The following is a 16,651-nucleotide window of genomic DNA, read 5'->3' as shown; positions in this document are numbered from 1 at the left end:
CTCCCGAGGAAGTACAGCTAGACTCACACTCGATGGACTTCATGAACAGCTCCCGCAGCGATATCGCCGTGCCCTTCGGCGACGGCACGCACGCAACAGCGCTGTGGCACTACCCAGCCCGCAACGCTTCCGGCAGCGTCAGCCGCCGTCCGGTGCTGCTCATCCACGGCTTCCGCGGTGATCATCACGGTCTGTCGTTCATCGCCCATCATCTGCGCGCCCGCGACGCCTATGTGCCTGATCTGCCCGGGTTCGGCCAGACTCGGCCGCTGGCTGGCGGGCTGACTTTGGAGAGCTACCTCGACTTCATCGACGGACTCGTCACCGCGGTGACGTCGGCAGCCGGTGCTCCCCCAATGGTCATTGGCCATTCCTTCGGATCGATCCTCACCGCGCACTGGGCCGCCCGCACGGTCAGCCGCACCGACGATGCCCAGGCGCCCCCAGCCTCGGCGACGGCACCGCTCATCCTGCTCAACCCCATCGTCTACCCCGCGCTCGCGGGCACGAACCGGATCATGACGCAGGCCGCTCGAGCCTACTACTGGGCCGGATCGCAGCTGCCAGAACGGGCCGGCAGCGCCCTGCTGCGCAACCGGGTTATCGTCAGGCTCATGAGCGAGATGATGGCCGCAACCTGCGATCCGGGGCTGCGGGCGTTCATCCATGACCAGCATCGCCAGCACTTCTCGACGTTTGCCGACCGCAGCTCACTGGCTGAGGCCTTCGACGTCTCGATCCGGCATACCGTCACCGAGGCGGCAGGCGCGTTGATGATGCCGGTCACCGTGGTCGCCGGGCGGGATGACGAGATCGCGCCGTTGGCAGCGACCGCGGCGTTCGCTGATTCGCTGCCGGATGCCGAGCTCGTGGTGTTCGATCGCGTCGGGCACCTGACGCACTATGAGCGCCCGGAGCAGATCGCAGGGATCATCGACGCGATCGAGGACTGACCACTCAGTCGAGGCCGGCGTCGTCTTCAGGGTGGCGCGGCTCGGCCAGCCGGTTCGGGTGCGTCTTGCGCCATACCGGTGAGCCGCCCATGAAGGTCGCCCGCGAGAGGGTGTTCGAGGCGACCGAGGACACCAGCAGCAGCGAGACGAACGCGACGAGGGCCATCAGCAGGCGCATGAGGCTGAAGCCGTCCTGCCACAGCGTGTAGATGTAGGCGGCGGCCAGGATGAGCGGCATGCCGAGGCCGGTGGCCGGTGAGAAAACACTGATGCGGGCCAGGGCGTCCTTGGCACGGAACATCGCGATGACGGAGAAGAACATGAGCAGGCTGCCGGTGATCCCGAAGATTCCGACGAACACGGCGGCCAGGGTGTCCGGGATCATCGGTGCCCCCTTGTCTGGATGCGGGCCAGCGCCACCGTGGCGAGGATGCCGAGCAGCGAGGACAGGAAGATGACGTCGAGGATGATCGACAGGTTCACGAGCATCGCGATGCAGGTGAGGATGCCGATGGCTGAGAAGTACACGAGGTCGCCGATGATGGCTCGCGAACCCATATCGATAGCGGTGAGCGCACGCACCAGTCCGATGACGATGCTGGCAGCCAGCAGGGCGATGCAGATCCAGATGACGACGGTCATCGCACATCACCCGACTTCGTGCCCTCGCGGATGTCACCGGGTGCGCGCCCGCGGGTGACCTTGAGCAGTCGGCTCTCCATGTCGCGCAGCCCTTCGAGTGCTTCGTCCTCGCTGTCGGCGAAGAGGACGTGGACGAACAGAGCCGGCGGGCGATGTTCATCTCCGGCGCCGACGGCGACAACGAGGGTGCCCGGAGTGATGGTGATCGACGACGCCATGAGCGTGACCTCGACATCGGTGACACAGCGCAGGGGCAGTTCGACGATCATCGGATGGTCGTAGCCGCCAGGCTGGAAGATGTGGGTGATGACCTCGACGCTGCCGGCGACGACTTCCTTGAGGATCCACGCGGAGTATCCGATCGCGCTGATGGGATTAAACATGTCCGAGCACCGCCTCCAGGTAGGGGGTGATGTTGAGCAGGCCCTCGGCGGCGTGCTGCGTGAACGGGATGACGAGCTGGGCGCCGAAGAACAGGAACACCGACACGGCGATCATGATCGCACCGGGCACAAGCAGCCGGTTCGGGATGCGCACATCGTCGGTCAGCTCCGTGGCCGGGGCGCGTCCGGTCTGCTTGGAGTCCGGATGGTAGATCGTCATGTCCTTGCCCCAGAACGTGTTCGACCACATCCGCTGCAAGGCCATGAGCCCGATGACCGAGCCGATGACGATCGCGGCGATGATGATCCAGGAGCCGGGCCGGTCTGCCGATGCCGAGGCGAGGATCAGCCCGACCTTGCCCCACAGGCCCGAGGTGGGCGGTAGGCCGATGATGCTGAAGAGCCCGAGCACCATGAGCACCGTGGCGGGCTTCTCCCGCCGGGCCAGGCCTGAGAGCTTCTTGAACGCGCCGGTGCCGTAGGTCTGCTCAATGGCGCCGAGCACGAGCAGCAGCCCGGCCATCGTGATGATGTGGTGGATGAGGTAGTACATGCCCGCCGACAGTGCCGCGGCGGTCATGAGGGCGACGCCGATGAGGATGTGGCCGACGCCGTTGGACATTGTGAACGCCAGAACGTTGCGGGCCCGGTGCTCGCCGAACGCGGAGACAACCGAGAGAAGGATCGTGACGATGACGAGTGCGACGAGCACCCACGCCCACGGGGCCGGCTGGCCGAAGACTGCGGTGTAGACACGGTAGACGGCGTAGAGGCCGACTTTCGTGTGCAGGGCGGAGAACAGCGCCATCATCCCCGCCGAGGTGTTCGGATACGAACGGATGAGCCAGCCGTGCATGGGAGCCGCGCCGGCCTTGCCGAGGAAGGCCACGAGAACGAAGCCGACCGCCAGCGACAGCTGCGGGCTGACATGGCCGATCGCTGCGATACCGGCGATGTTCACGGTGCCTGCAGCACCGTAGACGAAGCCGACGCCGATGACGAGGATCGTCGAGATGAGGAGGTTGACGATGACGAACATTCGCCCCACACCCAGGCGCCGCCAGGTGCCGGTCACGGCGATGAGCGCGTAGGACGGCAGCACCATGACCTCGATGAAGACGAAGAGGTTGAACAGGTCGCCGGTGAGGAAGGCACCGTAGACGCCGGAGAGCATCATGAGCACCAGTGAGGGCACGAACCGGTACTGGTCCTCACCGGTGATGACGAGGAACAGACAGCACACGAACGCCGCCAGGGAGGTGACGATGAGCATGAGCGCGGTGAACGTGTCGGACACGAACGGGATCGCCAGGCCGTCTTCGTATCCGCCGACCGAGTGGGCGATGACCGGCACCTGCTGGTGGTATACGAGCAGCACGATGCCGAAGACGAAGACGAAGACAGGAACGGCGAGCAGCAGGGCGCGTTCGAAGACGCGCGCGCGGATGAGGACGGTCATCGCCGAGGCGAACAGCGGCACGGCGATGATGAGGAGCAGAAGAGCGGGATTCACTGCTGGTGGGCCTCCCCTGTCTCCGGTGTGCGGTATTGGTCGTCATCGTGTCCGAGCACAGCCATCGCGAGCATGAAGATCGTCACCGCGAGGGTGATGACGATGGCGGTGAGCACGAAGGCCTGCGGCAGCGGATCTGCTGAGATAGCGATCTCGGTGCGGTCGGCCAGCGGTTCACCGCGCCAGGCGGGCACGCCGGAGGCCAGCAGCGCGAAATTCGCGGCGTGGGAGATGAGCGTGAGACCGAAGACGGCACGCACCATGGAGCGCTGCAGCAGCAGGTACACCCCGCCTGCGGTGAGAACGCCGACTGTGACTGCCAGGATCATTCTCCACGCTCCTTCATCTGGGTGCCTGAGCCGATGTGCCTCGATGATCTCGACAACCGGGTGTGGTCGCTCTCTTCTCTGAAGTAGTCCTCGGCTGTGGGCGGCTCGCCTCGCATGTTCTCCATCGGGCCGGCGAGCTCACCGTGGACCATCTCGTCGGTGCGTTCTCGGGTGCGCTCGTGATCGACGACATCGCGGTGCATCTCACCGAGGTAGAGGACGTCGTCACCGGCCGGGGTGAAGGCCGAGTCCGAGGTGCCGAGCAGGTTGAACGACACGAGGATGAGTCCGACGACCGCCATATAGACGCCGACATCGAAGATGAGCGAGGTCGAGAAGTGCTCGCCGAGGATATAGCCGTGGATCGGCTCGAGGAACGACCCGGCGAAGATGAGTCCGGCGATGCCGGTCAGCACGGCGACGAGCACGCCGCCGCCGATGAGGAACAGCGGCGCGCGCGGCGGGCCGATCGCCCGGTCCTTCGACGTCGACATGTACAGCAGCCCGACGATCGCCGAGCCGACGAGCGCTGCGATGAAGCCGCCGCCGGGCTCGTTGTGCCCGCGCCAGAAGATGAGCGCCGAGGTGATCGCCAGGATCGGGCCGACGAGGCGGACCATGAGCTGCATGGCCACGACGTTCGGCCATGCCAGGGACACGGCACGGTGGGCCATGGAGCCGCGGGGGCGCAGCACGATCCACGGCCGGCGCGGCATCTCCGGAACTTCGGAGGCCGGCGGGTCGATGTACTTGTCGCGCACCGTCGACATGACGGCGACGATGGCGATGCCGGCCATGCCGAGCACGGTGAGTTCGCCGAGGGTGTCGAGTGCACGGAATTCGACGAGGATGACGTTGACGATGTTGTTGCCCCCAGAGATCTCCGGGGCCTCATTCAGGTACCACATCGCGATGTCGGAGCGTTCGCGCCGGCCGGCCATCGCCCACGTCATGCCGCCGACGCCGATGCCGGCGAGGATGGCGAGCACGCCGCGGCGGACCTGCATGCGCTTGGGATACTTCCAGAAGGTGCGCGGCAGCTTCTGCAGCACGAGCATGATGACGATGATCGTCATCGCCTCGACGAGCAGCTGGGTGAGCGTGACGTCGGGTGCGCCGATTGCCATGATCTGGATGGTCGCGAGGATGCCGACGGCCGACAGCGCGACGGTGGCGGTCATGCGGGAGCGGGAGAAGCACACGGCGATGACGGAGAACCCGATGAGTCCCAGCAGCACGTAGTCGATCGGGCGCGACAGATTTGGCTGCGCGGCCGGCAGCTCGTGGCCGGCCAGCACAGTGGCCAAGCCGCCGATCGAGACAACCGTCATAAACCCGATGAGTGCTGCGGCGTGCGGGGCGCCGCGCTCATCGCCGATGAGACGGGTGGCCCGGGCGCCGAGCCGGCCGAGGAACCGGGTGATGACGTCGATGACATCGGCGCCGTTGAACGGCAGGGTTGCGGCGGTGAAGAATTCCCAGGCGCGCTGGCGGATGAGGATGATGACGATGCCGGCGGCGATGATGAGGGCGGAGGCGATGAGCTCGGGGCTGATGCCGTGCCACAGCGCCAGGTGCGGGTGCGGGTCGGTGCCCGGCAGCGCTGCAGCAGCGGCCGGGACGACGAGCTTCTCCAGCGTCGGCAGCATGAACGCCAGCGGCACGGAGGCGAGGATCGGCAGGGCCGCGAAGGTGAGCATCACCGTGTCCTCGTGACCGAGCTTCTCGGCCGGCACCTCAGGCCCGTCGACGAAGCTGCCGAAGACGATCTTGGCGCAGTAGGCGAACGTCAGCACCGAGGCGGCAGCACCGGCGATGAGGGCGAGCCAGCCGAGCGCGGCAGCACCCGGGGTCTCGCGCAGCGCCATGAAGACCGTCTCCTTCGACGCGAAGCCCAGCAGCGGCGGGATGCCGGCCATCGAGGCGGTGCCGATGATGGTGACGGCGAACGAGATCGGGGCGACTCGGAACAGCTGCGGGATGCGCCCGAACATGCGGGTGTGGCCGATGTGGTCGACGACGCCGACCATCATGAACAGCCCGGACTTGAACAGCGCGTGGGCGATGACGTGGAACACGGCCGCAGCCAGCGCCAGTTCGCTGCCGACGCCGATCGCGGCGACGATGAGGCCCAGCTGGCTGACCGTCGAGTAGGCCATGAGCTTCTTCAGGTCCGCCTGATTGAGGGCGAACCAGCCGCCGAGGGCTGTCGTGATGAGGCCGGCGGTGATGAGCAGGCCGTTCCAGGCCGGGGTGGTGTGGAAGGCCGGGCTGAAGCGGATGAGCAGGAAGATGCCAGCTTTGACGACGGCGGCGGCATGCAGGTAGGCGCTGACCGGGGTGGCAGCGGCCATCGCATCGGGCAGCCAGGTGTGGAACGGGAACTGCGCGGACTTCGTCATCGCCGCGATCGCCACGAGCAGCGCCACGGCAGTGGTGGCGGCCGGATTGGCTGCCCAGAACGGGTCGGTCAGGGCGGTGACGATGTTCGTGGTGCCGGTGAAGGCGATGATGAAGCCGACGGCGACGAGCAGCAGCAGACCGCCGACGAAGGTGATGAGCAGTGTGCGGAACGACGGCGCCTGCCCGGATGAGCCGGATCGGGCGATGAGCATGAAGGACGCCAGGGAGGTCAGCTCCCAGGTGATGAACAGGACGACGAGGTCGTTGGTCAGCACAAGAGCGACCATCGAGAAGGTGAAGGCGACCATCAGCCAGTAGAAGCTGAGGTTGCGGCCCTTGTCGAGGTAGTGCGTCGAATAGAACAGCACGGCCGCGCCGATGAGCAGCGCGATGTGGGTGAAGACCACGCCGATGCCGTCGATGCGGAAGGCGAGGTCGACGTTGAAGGCCGGCATCCACGGCAGCGCCCATTCCGGTGTGTCACCGGCGAGGACCGCCTGGGTGGCCGGGATGAAGGCAATGGCGGCGGCGACGTACGCGGCGCCGATGAGCCAGCCGGAGGCCCGGCCGGCGAGAGCGGTGATGACCGGGGTCAGTGCGACAAGACCGGCCAGCAGGACCAGGGTCACAAGTCCCGTCATGGATGTTCCACCCGTCCACCCGTGATGGCGCTCTCAGATCGAAGAGCTCGGAATGCGGCTGCTGGCACGGGGGCGGGAGTCGCTTCGAACATACGCAACATAATATCGACACTGAACGAAGCTCGCCAAAACGCTGAGAACCGGATATGACACTGCAACCGACCGCAGATCACCGCTGGACGTGGCCTAGGCTGGTGGCGATGAGACTCTTCTTCGATGCCCGGTTCACCCGCATGACCCATCATGACGGGATCTCCCGGTACGGTGCCTCCCTGCTCACCTCCCTGCTCGAGCTCACTGCCGGCACCGACGTCGACGTCACCGCCATCATCCACGACGACCGGCAGCTGGCCCTGCTGCCCGAGGTCGAGTCGGTGAAGCTCAATTCCCCGCTGTCGCCGGCGGAGCTGTGGATCGGCACGAAGCTCAACCGGCTCGGCGCCGATGTCGTCTTCTCCCCCATGCAGGTGATGGGCTCCTGGCCGCGTGACTACAAGCTGATCCTCACCATCCACGACCTCATCTACTACTCCCATCCGCTGCCGCCGCGGGACCTGCCGGTGCCGGTGCGCGGGCTGTGGCGGCTGTATCACCGGGCGCATTGGCCGCAGCGGCTGCTGCTCGACCGTGCTGATGCGGTTGCTGCGGTCTCGGAGACGACCGCCCGGCTATTGGCCGAGCAGGACTTCACCAGCCGTCCAGTCACCGTCATCCGCAACGCCGCCACCCCGCCGGCTGAGCTGCCGCAGCGCAGCAGCGGCCATGATGCGCGCACGCTGGTCTACATGGGCTCGTTCCTGCCGTATAAGAACGTCGAGACACTCGTCCAGTCGCTGCACTGGCTGCCAGGCTGGACGCTGCACCTGGCCAGTGGCATCACCCCGCAGATCGAGGCGCGGCTGCGCAGCCTCACCCCGGACTGTGCCCGGGTGGTCTTCCACCGCGGGATCAGCGATGCGGACTACCAGCAGCTGCTCGACCGAGCGACCGCGCTCGTCATGCCGTCCTTCGATGAGGGCTTCGGTCTGCCGGTCGTCGAGGCGATGAGCCGCGGAGTTCCTGTCGCCCTGTCAGACATTCCGGTCTTTCATGAGCTCGCCGACGGGGTCGCGGAGTTCTTCGACCCGCACGATCCCGAGGCGGTGGCCGCTGCCGTGCTCCGGTTCGCCGATGCGAAACGCTGGCAGGACGCCGCCCAGGCAGGACGCAGGCAGGCAGAGACGTTCAGCTGGGAGCGCTCAGCCCAGCAGCTGCTCGATCTCGCCCACCGGTTGATGAACGATAAGCACGCAGTCCAGGCCTGACACCGGCCGGCTGAGCCGGTCGGCACGCCTCAGGCTGGGGTGTCGGTGGCGCTCATCCCCCAGCTGCGCAGCACCCACGCATCCCGGCGCGGGGTGAGCACGCCGTAGGCGCAGTTGCCGAGCACGCCGAGGCTGCCGCTGCCGGCGCCCATGCCGAGGAGCTCCTCGGCAGCCCCGCGCAGCACGGCACCGTGGGCGACGATGGCGATCGCTCCGTCGACCTCGCCGATCTCTGCGACGAGGGATCGGATCGCCTGCACGACGCGGCTGGCTGATTCGCTGCGGCTCTCGCCCCCGGGTGGGCGCATGTCCTGGCCGCCGAGCCAGGCAGCGAGCTGCTCGGGCCAGATCTCGCTGATCTCCTGGCGGGTCTTGGCCTGCCAGTCGCCGACGTTGAGTTCGCGCAGCAGCGGGTTCTCCTTGACCTCGACGCCGAGGGCTTCGGCGATCGCATCAGCGGTCTCGCGGGCACGGGAGAGATCGGAGGAGACGATCGTGCGGATGTCGTGGCCGGCCAGCTCAGCGGCGACGGCTGCCGCCTGATCAAGGCCGCGGGCGTTGAGCGGGATGTCGGCGTGGCCCTGGAAGCGGCCCTCGCGGTTGTAGTCGGTCTCGCCGTGGCGGACGAAGTACAGCGCCTGGACCATCAGGCCTGCTCCCCTGCCGCCGGCTCATCAGCCGCTGCCTCGTCGGTGTCTGCGTCGATGTCGAGTTGGATGACCGGGCAGTCCTTCCACAGGCTCTCAAGTGCGTAGAACTGCCGGTCCTCGGCGGTGAAGACGTGGACGACGACATCGCCGAAGTCGATGAGCGACCAGCCGGAGGAGCCCTTGCCCTCGCGCCGGGTCGGCTTGACGTCGTAGGTTGTGCGCAGCGCCTCTTCGACGGCGTCGATGACGGCTCCGGCCTGCCGCTCATTGGACACGGAGGCGATGAGGAAGATGTCGGTGAGGTAGAGCTGCTCGCTGACGTCGAGGGCGACGATGTCGGTGCCGAGCTTGTCGGCGGCGGCCTGCCCAGCAGTCCGGGCCAGTGCGATCGCGTGGTCGGTAGCCGTCACGCAGTTCCTTTCGTTGCGAGGAGACCTCAGAAGATGAGGATGAGGGCGAAGATGATGAGGATGAGTGCGGCGACTCCTGCGCCTCCCAGCACGATGAACGGCAGCTTCGACGGCTCGCCGTCGTAGAGGATGTCGCCGTCTTCGTGAGTGATCTGGCGCGCGCTCATCGGCGGGGCCGGCGGGCTGGCGAGTTCATCTCCCTCCCCGGCATCCGGGGCGTCCCACGATTCGACGGCGTCGCCTTCGACCTCCTTGTCGAGGTCCTCGTGCGGGATCGCGTCGATCGGGGTGGTCATCGGGCCGGAGGCGCGCAGCCGCAGTGCGTGGTCGTCGGGTTCGGCGCTGGGGTCGGTCTGGGTGCCGGCGGCCGTACCCGAGGCGGTGGGCGTCTGGGCGTCGTCGGCGCGCCGGGCCTCGTCGATCGCCGCTTGGGTGCGGGCGAGCTGGGTGGCGCCGGTGACGACGCGGATGCCCTCTGTCTGCGGGGGCTTGACGACCGGTGCCCGGCGCTGGCGTCGTGCTGTGAGGTCCGCATCTCCTGCCGTCGGCGGGGTCGTGCCGGCGACCGGGCGGGCATGCTCGGGCACCGGGGTTGCTGTGGCGGCCCGTTCGGGTGCTGCGGTCTGCTGGGCAGACGGCGTGGGCATCGGCCGGGCTGAGGGCAGCGGTGAGGCGGCTGGCTGGGTGGCAGCCGGCGGGGAGGCGACGACCGCATCGGGCCTGGCTTCTGGCGACATGCGCTGCGTGCCGATGTGCTCGACGGGCATCCCGCCGGATCCTTGACCCGGGGCCGCAGGGGTGCCTGGCTGGCTCGTGGCATAGGCACCGGGGCTCATGGTGTGCGGGCGTTCGTCTGCGACGTCGTCACTGAGGTCGCCGGCGAGATTGCTCGCCGTGGCCTGCCGGGCCGGAGCCGAGGGGTACGGACGCTGGTCTGCGGCTGCGCTGCGCTCCTCGACCGGCGGGGCCGGTGGACGCGGAGTCATCGCCGCAGCCTGCTCGGTGTCATCGCTCGCTGCTGCCGGGTTGTCCTGTGCGGTCGGTCCGGTGCCGCCGGTGTTCTCACCGGTGCCGGCGGCGCTCTCACCGGTGCCGGCGGCGCTCTCACCGGTGCCGGCGGCGCTCTCACCGGTGGCGGCGTCGGCCGGTGCGGGCACGAGGCCATGCTCACGCAGGTAGCGGCGTCGTTCGGCGCGGGTGGCGAATGCCGGTAGGTCTGTTGCTGAGGGAGGCGGTGCGTGCTCGGGCTTTGGCGGTGAGGGCACCGGCTGTGAGGGTGAGGGTGTCGACTGGATTTCCTGCACCTGCGGCTGCGCAGCCGCGTGCTGCTGAACCGGCTGGCTCTGCTGCGGCTGCTGACGCTGCCATTCGGCTTCGCGCACCGGTGCCGAGGCGTCGTCGTAGCGGCGGCGGTTGGCTGCGGTCTGCGGGGGTGCTTCTTCGACCGGCCGGTCGGCTGCCAGCGGACCGCGCTCGTGGCGCACCGGCGGCACCTCGGCGGCGTCGAAGGACGGGATGGCTTGCTGCCCGGCTGCCGGCTGGGCGGCAGGCTCCTGGGTCTGCTGTACCGGCGTCGTGTCCGCCGGAGGCTGCCCGGGCTGTCCGCTGCTGTGCCGAGCTTCGAAAGCCTGCTCGGCGGCGCGCCGCTCTGCTTCGCGGCGCGCCTTGCGGGACATGAACTCGTCAGCCATCCTCACTCCTGTACAGCTCGTGCTTTGCGATGTACTGCACGACACCATCGGGCACCAGGTACCAGACCGGCAGGCCCCTCTCCACACGTGCCCGGCAGTCGGTCGAGGAGATCGCCAGGGCCGGGATCTGCAGTTGGCTCAGCTCATCGGTCGGGATGCCGTCGCCGTTGAGGTCATGGCCGGGCCGGGTGACACCGACGAAGTGCGCCAGCGAGAACAGCTCCTCGACGTCCTTCCACGTCAGGATCTGCTCGACCGCGTCGGCGCCGGTGATGAAGTACAGCTCAGTTTCTTCACCATACACCTCGGCCAGATCGCGCAGCGTGTCGATGGTGTACGTCTCCCCGGGCCGATCGATGTCGACGCGGGAGACGGTGAACCGCGGATTCGAGGCGGTCGCGATGACCGTCATGAGGTAGCGGTGCTCAGCAGCGGTGACGTGTTGCTTCTGATACGGGATGCCCGTGGGTACGAACACGACCTCATCGAGGTCGAACGTGGCCGCCACCTCGCTGGCGGCGACCAGGTGACCGTTGTGAATGGGATCGAAGGTGCCACCCATGACACCGACTCTGCGCGGACCTGATGACATGTCAGTGGCGGTGCGAGATGCCCTTCCACGACATCGTGACGAACATGAGGAACATCAGGATGCCGAATGCGATGAGGCCGAAGTAGATCGGGTCCATCGGCAGGTCGATCACGACATGGTGCTCAGGTGCTGCCTGGGCGAGCAGGATGGCGGTCTTCACTCAGTTTCTCCTTGTATCAGATGGTGCCGGCTGACGCGCGGGCGCGACAGTCATCACCAGTTTCTCATGAAAAGCAGGTCAGCGCGCACCCGGGGCGCGGCGTGGCTGACCGTCGGTTCAGGTGCGCAGCTGTCCGCTGCCGCGCATGATCCACTTGCTCGTCGTCAGGTGGGTCAGACCCATCGGCCCGCGCGCGTGCAGCTTCTGCGTCGAGATGCCGACCTCCGCTCCGAGGCCGAACTGACCGCCGTCGGTGAACCGGGTCGAGACGTTGACACCGACAGCGGCGGCATCGACGGCACCGACGAAGGCGTCGGCGTTGGAGATGTCGTTGGTGACGATGACCTCGGTGTGGCCGGAAGTGTAGGCGCGGATGTGCTCGATGGCCTCGTCCAGGCTGGAGACGAGCTTGACGGCGATCTCCAGGCCGAGGTACTCCTTGGCCCAGTCACGGCGCGAGACCCGCCGGACCTTGACTCCCTCTGGCGCGTGCTCGCCGACATCGGAACCAGCGTGGATCGTCACGCCGTGGGCGTCGAGTTCGCCGAGGATCGTCGGCAGCACGCGCCGGGCCGCCTTCTCATGCACCAGCAGGGTCTCCAGGGCGTTGCACACGCTCGGCCGGTGGGTCTTGGAGTTGACGACCAGGTCGGCGGACTGCCGGGCCGTGGCCGAGGCGTCGAGGAACATATGCACATTGCCGACCCCGGTCTCGATGACCGGCACGATCGACTCGTGGACGACGGTGGAGATGAGCTCGGCGCCGCCGCGTGGGATGAGCAGGTCGACGAAGTCACGTGACTGCATGAGCACCTTCGCACCGTCGCGGCCGTACTCGTCGATGCCGGCGACGGTCGCGGCCGGCAGGCCCGTGCTTTCGACCGCTGAGCGCAACAGCTCGATGAGCAGCGTGTTCGAGGACTTCGCAGCCGATCCCCCGCGCAGCACGACGGCGTTGCCGGCCTTGATGGCAAGGGCGGCGATGTCGACGGTGACGTTCGGGCGGGCTTCGTAGATCGCACCGATGACGCCCATCGGCACCCGCTGTTCGGTCAGCTGGATGCCGTTGAGCAGGGTGCGGCCCTGGATGACGGTGCCGACCGGGTCGTCGAGCGCGATGACCTCGCGCACGGCACCGGCGATGTCGGCGATGCGCTCCTCGGTCAGCCGCAGCCGGTCGAGCAGTGCCTCAGCCGTGCCCTTCTTCTCCGCCATCTCCAGGTCCTCGGCATTGGCCTGCAGGATGTCAGCGGTGTTCTCCTCCAGTGTCCGGGCGATCGCCTCGAGCGCGCCGTTCTTCACCGCAGTCGAGGTGGTGGCCAGCTCGGTGGAGGCATCCTTGGCGCTCTTGGCGATGCGGGTGACCGCGCGCACGGTCTTGGGATGGATCTCAGAAGTCGCAGTTTCCGTCATGGTCAGTGCTTTCTAGAAGACGGCGTCGGTGAGAACCAGGTCGTTGCGGTGGATGATCTCCTTGCGGTAGTCATCCCCGAAGCGCCGACCCAGTTCATCAGTGGACAGCCCGAACATGTCTGGGAGTTCGTGAGTGGCGAAATTCACCAGCCCACGCGCCACCAGCCTACCCTCAGAGTCGCGAACATCAACTGGATCTCCGGCTTCGAACTCCCCGTCGATGCCGGTGACCCCGGCTGCCAGCAGGGAGGTGCCGCGCCGCGAGATCGCGCGCACGGCGCCGTCGTCGATGCGGATGGAGCCGAGCGTCTGGGCCAGGTGCGCCAGCCACAGCAGGCGGGTCTGGCGGCGCCGGTGAGTGACGGCGAAGTAAGTGCCGATGTCCTCTCCGGCCAGTGCCCGGTAGACGTTGTCGGCTGCTGTCAGCACGGTCGGGATGCCGGAGTCGGCGGCCATCGTCGCCGCCTGCACCTTCGTCAGCATCCCGCCGGTGCCAGTGCCGGCCGCCCCGGTGCCGCCGATGCCGTAGGCGGCCAGTGCGTCCTGGTCCGGGACGAAGTCGACGCGGCGGGAGTCCGGGTCGCCCGGGGGTGCGGTGTACAGGGCGTCGACGTCGGAGAGCAGCACGAGCGCATCGGCGTGCGTCAGGTGGGCCACAAGCGCAGCGAGCCGGTCGTTGTCGCCGAAGCGGATCTCGTGGGTGGCCACAGCATCGTTCTCGTTGACGATCGGCATGACGCCCAGCGCCAGGAGGCGTTCGATGGCCCGCTGGGCGTTGCGGTACTGGGTGCGGCGGATGAGGTCATCGGCGGTCAGCAGCACCTGGCCGGGCACAACGGCGTGCTCGCGCAGCACGGTGGTGTAGGCGGCCATGAGCAGGCCCTGGCCGACGCCCGCGGCGGCCTGCTGGGTGGCGAGGTCCTTCGGCCGTTTGGGCAGCCCGGCCGGTTCGAGGCCGGCGGCGATCGCGCCGGAGGAGACCAGGATGACCTCGTGGCCGGCAGCCCGGTGCTGAGCCAGTGCGGTCGTCAAAGCGCGCAGATGGTCGCGGTTGAGGCCGCCTGCCACCGAGGTCAGCGACGAGGAGCCGATCTTGACGACGACGCGCTTGGCGCGGCGCACCGCCTCGCGGGTGGCCCCCAGGGTCACATCGCTCACCCCTGTTCTCCTTCCTCCCGCAGGGCCTTCTCGGCCAGCCGCTCGGCTTCGAACTCGGCGCGCGTGGCGGCCTTGGCGTCCATCCGCTCGTGGAAGGCGGCCTTGCGCTCCCGGCGGGTGGCGCGGCCGCTCTCTTCGAGCCGGGCGTCGCCGCCGCGCGGGGCGGCGAGCAGTTCGGCTCCGCCGACCATGGTCGGATCCCAGTCGAAGACCACCCCGTCATCGGGTCCGATGACGATCGTCTCACCGGGCTTGGCTCCGGCCCGGAACAGCTCATCTTCGACACCGAGGCGCTCGAGCCGGTCGGCAAGGTAGCCGACGGCTTCGTCGTTGCCGAAGTCGGTCTGGCGCACCCAGCGTTCGGGCTTGGCGCCAAGGATCCGGAAGACCGGACCGTCAGCGGAGCGCTCTTCGACGATCTGGAATCCGGTGTCGTCGACGGCGACCGGGCGGATGACGGTGCGCACCGGTTCCTTCGCTTCGGCGGCGCGGCGTTCGCGCTCGGCGGCGACGATGTCGGCCAGCGCGTACGACAGTTCCTTCAGTCCCTTGTGGGTGGCAGCCGAGACGTCGAAGACCCGGTAGCCGGCGGCCTCGACGTCCTCGCGGACGATGTCGGCCAGATCCTGTGCATCGGGCACATCGACCTTGTTGAAGGCCACGAGGGTGGGCCGTTCGGTCAGCGGCAGCAGGTCGCCTGCGGCGTTGTCGTCTCCGGGGGCGACGTCGACCTCGTAGGCGGCGAGTTCGGCTTCGATGGTCGCAAGGTCGCTGACCGGGTCGCGGTCGGTCTCCCAGGTGGCCATGTCGATGACGTGGACGAGGACTGCGCAGCGTTCGACGTGGCGGAGGAACTCGTGGCCGAGACCGCGGCCCTGTGCGGCGCCGGGAATGAGCCCGGGCACATCGGCGATCGTGTAGCGGGTGTCGCCTGCCTGCACGACGCCGAGGTTGGGCACGAGCGTGGTGAAGGGGTAGTCGGCGATCTTCGGCTTGGCTGCCGAGAGGGCAGCGATGAGGCTGGACTTGCCGGCTGACGGGTAGCCGATGAGGGCGACGTCGGCGACGGTCTTGACTTCGAGGATGAGGTCGCGGGTCTCGCCGGGTTCGCCGAGCAGGGCGAAGCCGGGTGCCTTGCGCTTCTTGGAGGCAAGGGCTGCGTTGCCGAGTCCGCCGCGGCCGCCGGCGGCGGCGATGAACCGGGTGCCCGGCTCGACAAGGTCGGCCAGCAGGGTGCCATCAGCGGCTTTCACGACCGTGCCGGAGGGCACGGCCAGAATGAGGTCCTCACCGTCGGCGCCATGCCGCAGGTCGCCTTTGCCGATCCCACCGCTGGGGGCGCTGCGGTGCGGTGAGCGCTGGTACGGCAGGAGCGTGGTGGTCTGGTCGTCGACTTCGAGGATGACGTCGCCGCCGTTGCCGCCGTTGGCTCCGTCGGGGCCGCCGAGGGGCTTGAACTTCTCACGTCGCACCGACGTGCAGCCGTTGCCGCCGTCGCCTGCGGAGACGTGCAGAGTCACACGGTCAATGAATTCGATGGCCATAGCGTCCTGTCATCCTGTGGTTGCCGACTAGCTGTGGTGCCTGGTCTGAGTGCTGGCACGACTGTGCTGTTGCCCGCTCAAGCCTAGCGGGCGCAGCGTCGCGGTGGGTGGTGCACCCGCGGGGCGAACGGAGCGGGAGATGCGCAAAGGGGTGAGTCCGTGCGGACTCACCCCTCCGTGCGCTCACCGTCGTGGTGAGCTGGCAGCTGGGCTGCCGGAATGTCTGTTATCAGCCGGCGACGATGTTGACGACCTTGCGGCCGCCCTTTGCGCCGAACTCAACGGTGCCTGCCGAGAGGGCGAACAGCGTGTCGTCGCCGCCCTTGCCGACATTGGCGCCCGGGTGGAAACGGGTGCCGCGCTGACGGACGAGGATCTCGCCGGCGTTGACGGTCTGGCCGCCGAAGCGCTTGACACCCAGTCGCTGGGCGTTTGAGTCGCGACCGTTCTTGGTCGAGCTCGCTCCCTTTTTCGTTGCCATAGTGTGTCTCCTAGAAAGAGCTGGGTGTGCTTACTTGATACCGGTGATCTTCAGGCGGGTGAGATCCTGGCGGTGACCGATCCGCTTCTTGTATCCAGTCTTGTTCTTGTACTTCTGGATGACGATCTTCGGTCCGCGGGTCTCGTCGACGACCTCGGCGGTCACGGTGATCTTGGCAAGCGAGTCAGAGTCGTGGGTGACGGTGTCGCCGTCGACGTGCAGAACTGCTTCGAGTTCGACGTTGTCGCCTGCTGCGGCCTTCATACGGTTGACGGTGATGATATCGCCGACGCTGACCTTCTCCTGATGGCCGCCGGCACGGACGATGGCATAGACCATGTGCGAACCCCTTCTTAGCATTCTGCGCGCCCAGCCGGATGCTGC

At 67.6% G+C, this 16,651-nt stretch carries 18 protein-coding genes; 2 read left to right on the top strand and 16 right to left on the bottom strand.

Annotation, left to right across the window (positions count from 1 at the left end; all coding sequences use genetic code 11):
• On the top strand, positions 1–953 hold a 953-nt coding region (locus tag B4E96_RS08910), incomplete at its 5' end, for an alpha/beta hydrolase (protein WP_349680650.1).
• Between the two features lie 4 nt (positions 954–957).
• Here B4E96_RS08910 and B4E96_RS08905 read toward each other — a convergent pair.
• From B4E96_RS08905 to B4E96_RS08880, 6 genes are read right to left on the bottom strand one after another with little or no spacing between them, the layout of a single operon-like run.
• Positions 958–1,338, bottom strand: a complete 381-nt coding sequence (locus B4E96_RS08905; protein ID WP_286957215.1) for a cation:proton antiporter — start codon at positions 1,336–1,338, stop codon at positions 958–960.
• The gene (locus B4E96_RS08900) at positions 1,335–1,595 is read right to left on the bottom strand and encodes a transporter (protein WP_259795776.1); all 261 of its coding nucleotides are present in this window, start codon (positions 1,593–1,595) and stop codon (positions 1,335–1,337) included. The genes B4E96_RS08905 and B4E96_RS08900 overlap by 4 nt, the downstream gene beginning before the upstream one ends.
• The gene (locus B4E96_RS08895) at positions 1,592–1,978 is read right to left on the bottom strand and encodes a Na+/H+ antiporter subunit E (protein WP_286957213.1); all 387 of its coding nucleotides are present in this window, start codon (positions 1,976–1,978) and stop codon (positions 1,592–1,594) included. Before B4E96_RS08895 ends, B4E96_RS08900 begins: the two co-directional genes overlap by 4 nt.
• On the bottom strand, positions 1,971–3,491 hold the full coding sequence (locus tag B4E96_RS08890) for a monovalent cation/H+ antiporter subunit D family protein (RefSeq protein ID WP_286957211.1): 1,521 nt from the start codon (positions 3,489–3,491) through the stop codon (positions 1,971–1,973). Before B4E96_RS08890 ends, B4E96_RS08895 begins: the two co-directional genes overlap by 8 nt.
• On the bottom strand, positions 3,488–3,820 hold the full coding sequence (locus B4E96_RS08885; protein ID WP_286957210.1) for a sodium:proton antiporter: 333 nt from the start codon (positions 3,818–3,820) through the stop codon (positions 3,488–3,490). The genes B4E96_RS08890 and B4E96_RS08885 overlap by 4 nt, the downstream gene beginning before the upstream one ends.
• On the bottom strand, positions 3,817–6,864 hold the full coding sequence (locus tag B4E96_RS08880) for a DUF4040 family protein (RefSeq protein ID WP_286957209.1): 3,048 nt from the start codon (positions 6,862–6,864) through the stop codon (positions 3,817–3,819). Before B4E96_RS08880 ends, B4E96_RS08885 begins: the two co-directional genes overlap by 4 nt.
• A 200-nt stretch (positions 6,865–7,064) precedes the next feature.
• Here B4E96_RS08880 and B4E96_RS08875 point away from each other — a divergent pair, with 200 nt between their 5' ends.
• Positions 7,065–8,168 (top strand): glycosyltransferase family 4 protein, encoded by a 1,104-nt coding sequence (locus tag B4E96_RS08875; protein WP_286957208.1) that lies wholly within the window; start codon positions 7,065–7,067, stop codon positions 8,166–8,168.
• 29 nt (positions 8,169–8,197) lie between these two features.
• On the opposite strand, the gene B4E96_RS08870 is transcribed toward B4E96_RS08875, so the two are convergent.
• From B4E96_RS08870 to rplU, 10 genes are all read right to left on the bottom strand, one after another.
• Complete coding sequence (locus B4E96_RS08870; protein ID WP_259795762.1) at positions 8,198–8,815, bottom strand: histidine phosphatase family protein; 618 nt, start codon at positions 8,813–8,815, stop codon at positions 8,198–8,200.
• Positions 8,815–9,228: a ribosome silencing factor gene (gene rsfS / locus B4E96_RS08865; RefSeq protein ID WP_259795759.1), complete on the bottom strand. Its 414-nt coding sequence runs from the start codon at positions 9,226–9,228 to the stop codon at positions 8,815–8,817. Before rsfS ends, B4E96_RS08870 begins: the two co-directional genes overlap by 1 nt.
• 26 nt (positions 9,229–9,254) lie before the next feature.
• Entirely contained in the window at positions 9,255–10,919 is a 1,665-nt protein-coding gene (locus tag B4E96_RS08860) for a hypothetical protein (protein ID WP_286957207.1), read from the bottom strand.
• Positions 10,912–11,511, bottom strand: a complete 600-nt coding sequence (gene nadD, locus B4E96_RS08855) for a nicotinate-nucleotide adenylyltransferase (RefSeq protein WP_286957206.1) — start codon at positions 11,509–11,511, stop codon at positions 10,912–10,914. Before nadD ends, B4E96_RS08860 begins: the two co-directional genes overlap by 8 nt.
• Before the next feature lies 1 nt (position 11,512).
• A complete protein-coding gene (locus tag B4E96_RS08850; protein ID WP_170273905.1) occupies positions 11,513–11,671 on the bottom strand; it encodes a hypothetical protein in 159 nt (52 codons plus the stop codon).
• 117 nt (positions 11,672–11,788) lie between these two features.
• Entirely contained in the window at positions 11,789–13,084 is a 1,296-nt protein-coding gene (locus B4E96_RS08845; RefSeq protein WP_286957205.1) for a glutamate-5-semialdehyde dehydrogenase, read from the bottom strand.
• Positions 13,085–13,096: 12 nt separating this feature from the next.
• The gene (gene proB / locus B4E96_RS08840) at positions 13,097–14,242 is read right to left on the bottom strand and encodes a glutamate 5-kinase (protein ID WP_170273980.1); all 1,146 of its coding nucleotides are present in this window, start codon (positions 14,240–14,242) and stop codon (positions 13,097–13,099) included.
• Complete coding sequence (obgE, locus tag B4E96_RS08835; RefSeq protein ID WP_259795746.1) at positions 14,239–15,786, bottom strand: GTPase ObgE; 1,548 nt, start codon at positions 15,784–15,786, stop codon at positions 14,239–14,241. Before obgE ends, proB begins: the two co-directional genes overlap by 4 nt.
• Positions 15,787–16,015: 229 nt before the next feature.
• Positions 16,016–16,267 (bottom strand): 50S ribosomal protein L27, encoded by a 252-nt coding sequence (gene rpmA, locus B4E96_RS08830; RefSeq protein ID WP_102159802.1) that lies wholly within the window; start codon positions 16,265–16,267, stop codon positions 16,016–16,018.
• A gap of 30 nt (positions 16,268–16,297) precedes the next feature.
• The gene (gene rplU, locus B4E96_RS08825) at positions 16,298–16,606 is read right to left on the bottom strand and encodes a 50S ribosomal protein L21 (protein WP_102159800.1); all 309 of its coding nucleotides are present in this window, start codon (positions 16,604–16,606) and stop codon (positions 16,298–16,300) included.
• Positions 16,607–16,651 lie beyond the last annotated feature (45 nt).

The sequence above is a fragment of the Brevibacterium sp. UBA7493 genome (genome assembly GCF_002479565.1).
Taxonomy (GTDB): Bacteria; Actinomycetota; Actinomycetes; order Actinomycetales; family Brevibacteriaceae; genus Brevibacterium; species Brevibacterium luteolum.
This window is presented reverse-complemented; position numbering and strand designations above follow the sequence as displayed.